Origin of the sequence: Chryseobacterium gwangjuense (genome assembly GCF_021311115.1) — a bacterium.
Taxonomy (GTDB): Bacteria; Bacteroidota; Bacteroidia; order Flavobacteriales; family Weeksellaceae; genus Chryseobacterium; species Chryseobacterium gwangjuense.
The window spans coordinates 1-2,602 of sequence record NZ_JAJTNP010000012.1 but is presented as its reverse complement, the minus strand read 5'-3'; the positions used below and the strand labels follow the sequence as shown (position 1 = coordinate 2,602).

2 protein-coding genes are annotated in these 2,602 nt (G+C 34.3%); both read left to right on the top strand.

The annotated features are described in order from the left end of the window. Positions 1-167: 167 nt before the first annotated feature. Positions 168-1,718 carry an IS21 family transposase gene (istA, locus tag LV842_RS16050; protein WP_233112439.1) on the top strand — a complete coding sequence of 517 codons (1,551 nt, stop codon included), beginning with the start codon at positions 168-170 and terminating at the stop codon, positions 1,716-1,718. 9 nt (positions 1,719-1,727) lie between these two features. Further along, the gene (istB, locus tag LV842_RS16045) at positions 1,728-2,465 is read left to right on the top strand and encodes an IS21-like element helper ATPase IstB (protein WP_233112438.1); all 738 of its coding nucleotides are present in this window, start codon (positions 1,728-1,730) and stop codon (positions 2,463-2,465) included. Positions 2,466-2,602 lie beyond the last annotated feature (137 nt).

The following is a 2,602-nucleotide window of genomic DNA, read 5'->3' as shown; positions in this document are numbered from 1 at the left end:
TGGAAAAAACGGTCAAATAGACCAGTGTTTTTCGGAGTAAATTGACCACTAATTTCGGATCAAACTGACCACCAAATTCCAGTCCAAATTGACCACCCTTCATTTGGCATAAAATATTACTGATTTTTTCATGTGTTAGAGCCTACATTCGTTAAAAAAAGCGGATTATGGCTAATAAAATAACAGACATGAGTAAAATTAGAAAAGTTATTAAATTTTATAGTGAAGGAAAGAGTAAGTTATTTATAAGCAACTATTTATCTCTTTCCCGGAATACTGTTAAGAAATACCTTTCATTATTCGAGGTTTTAGGTTTAAATCAGGAAATGATTAATGAAAAGACTGATGCCGAACTAGAGCTTCTATTTTCCCATAATACCGTACAACCCGTTAGTACAAAACTACAATCTCTGCATAATTTTTTTCCCGGGATGGAACGTGAACTAAAAAAAGTAGGTATCACGATACAACATATGTGGGAAGAATATATCATTCTTTATCCTGATGGTTTTCAAAGGTCTCAGTTTAGACACCATTATAAAGAATGGAGCAAGCGTGTTAATCCTGTGATGCATATGAATCACAAGTCTGGAGATAAAATGTATGTAGATTATGCCGGCAAAACGCTTTCGATTGTTGATAGAGATAGTGGAGAGTTAAACGAAGTCCAGTTTTTTGTAGCTATATTAGGAGCGAGCCAGTATACCTATGCAGAAGCTTCGATGAGTCAGCAAAAGGAGGATTTTGTAAAATCGGTAGAAAATGCCATCCGTTTTTTTGAAGGAACTCCCGCAGCCATTGTTCCGGATAATTTAAAGTCTGCGGTTATTAAAAGTAGCCGTTTTGAACCTACTATCAATGAAACTTTAGCTGATCTTGCCGATCATTATGAAACAACTATTTTACCTGCCCGAGCCTATAAGCCAAGAGATAAATCTCTGGTAGAAGGAGCTGTTAAAATATTGTACAGAAGAATTTACGCCAATCTTAAACAGAAGTTTTATAGTCTGGAAGAATTAAACCAGGAGATTTTAATTTTGTTAGATTATCATAACAAACGTAAACTTACTGCCCGTCCTTATTCCAGATATGATCTGTTTTTGGAAGACGAAAAAGAAAAACTTCGCCCCCTTCCTCAAGACTACTTTAAGATCAGGTATCAATCTTTTGCCACAGTCATGCAAAATGGACATGTACAATTAAGCAAGGATAAGAATTATTACAGTGTTCCTTATCAGTACATTAAGAAAAAAGTAAAAATTTTATATACATCTTCTACTGTGGAGATCTACCATAAGTATAACAGAATCGCAATGCATAAGCGTAATTATAAACCTTATGTGTATAGCACCATTAACGAACATTTAGCAAGTACTCATCAGTTTGTATCGGGATGGAATGCTGACAAGTTCATTGAATGGGCAGGTCGTATTGATGATGCGGTAAGTGAATATATTTTGCAGATTATAGAAAGTCGTAACCACCCGGAGCAAGCCTATAAGAGTTGTTTAGGAATATTAAATTTTGAGAAGAAAGTAGGTCGAGAGAGGCTAATCAATGCTTGCAAGAGAGCCTTAGACTTCAAAATCTACAGTTTTAAAACAGTCCAAAAGATCCTGGAAAATAATTTAGATCAAATCGATTTTCCACAAGAAAAAGAAGAAGATCAAAAACTTCCTGAACATGGCAATATAAGAGGAAAACAATATTACAATTAAATCAAAATTATGAACGAACCTACGGTAAACAAAATGAAGCAAATGAAGCTTTATGGCATGCACAACGCTTTTAAAACGGCTATTGAAAGCGGTAAAACAGATCACTACACTTTAGACCAATTTATATCAATGTTGGTGGATGCAGAATGGGATGAAAGGCATAACAGGCGTATAGAGAGAAGTATCAAAAATGCAAAATTCCATTATAAATCCAGTATTGAAAACATCAATTTTGATGTATCTCGTAACCTAGATCGTAACCTGATACTTCGTTTGGCAGGATGCGAATTTGTAGAGAAAAATGAAAATATCTTAATTACAGGAAGTACAGGAGTAGGTAAAAGTTATTTAGGAACAGCATTAGGTTATCAGGCATGTATTGAAGGCTTTAAAGTCAATTATTTTAATACTTCCAAACTGTTTGCGAAATTAAAAATAGCTAAAGCTGACGGATCCTATCTTCGGGAGCTTGCCAAAATACAAAGACAGGATGTAATTATTCTTGATGATTTTGGGCTTCAGGCATTAGATAGCACCAACAGAATAACCCTTTTAGAAATCATTGAAGATCGTCATAATAACGGATCTATCATTGTAACATCACAGATACCGGTTCAGGGATGGTATGATATAATCGGAGAAAAAACAATAGCCGATGCAATTTTAGACAGGCTTATTCATCAGGCTCACCGCTTAGAACTCAAAGGAGAATCTATGAGAAAGAAAAGAGGAGTTACAAAGGATTAAATTATTATTATATTTGAATACTAATTGACACATAAAAAACAGTAGTTTTTATCAAAAAAAGGGTGGTCAATTTAATCTGAAATTACATGATCACTTTAAATTGGAATTGGGTGGTCAATATCACTGGAATTTACAAT

Coding starts and splice junctions, on each gene's coding strand:
- istB (WP_233112438.1), top strand. CDS start 1,728: ATGAACGAACCTACGGTAAACAAAATGAAGCAAATGAAGCTTTATGGC.
- istA (WP_233112439.1), top strand. CDS start 168: ATGGCTAATAAAATAACAGACATGAGTAAAATTAGAAAAGTTATTAAA.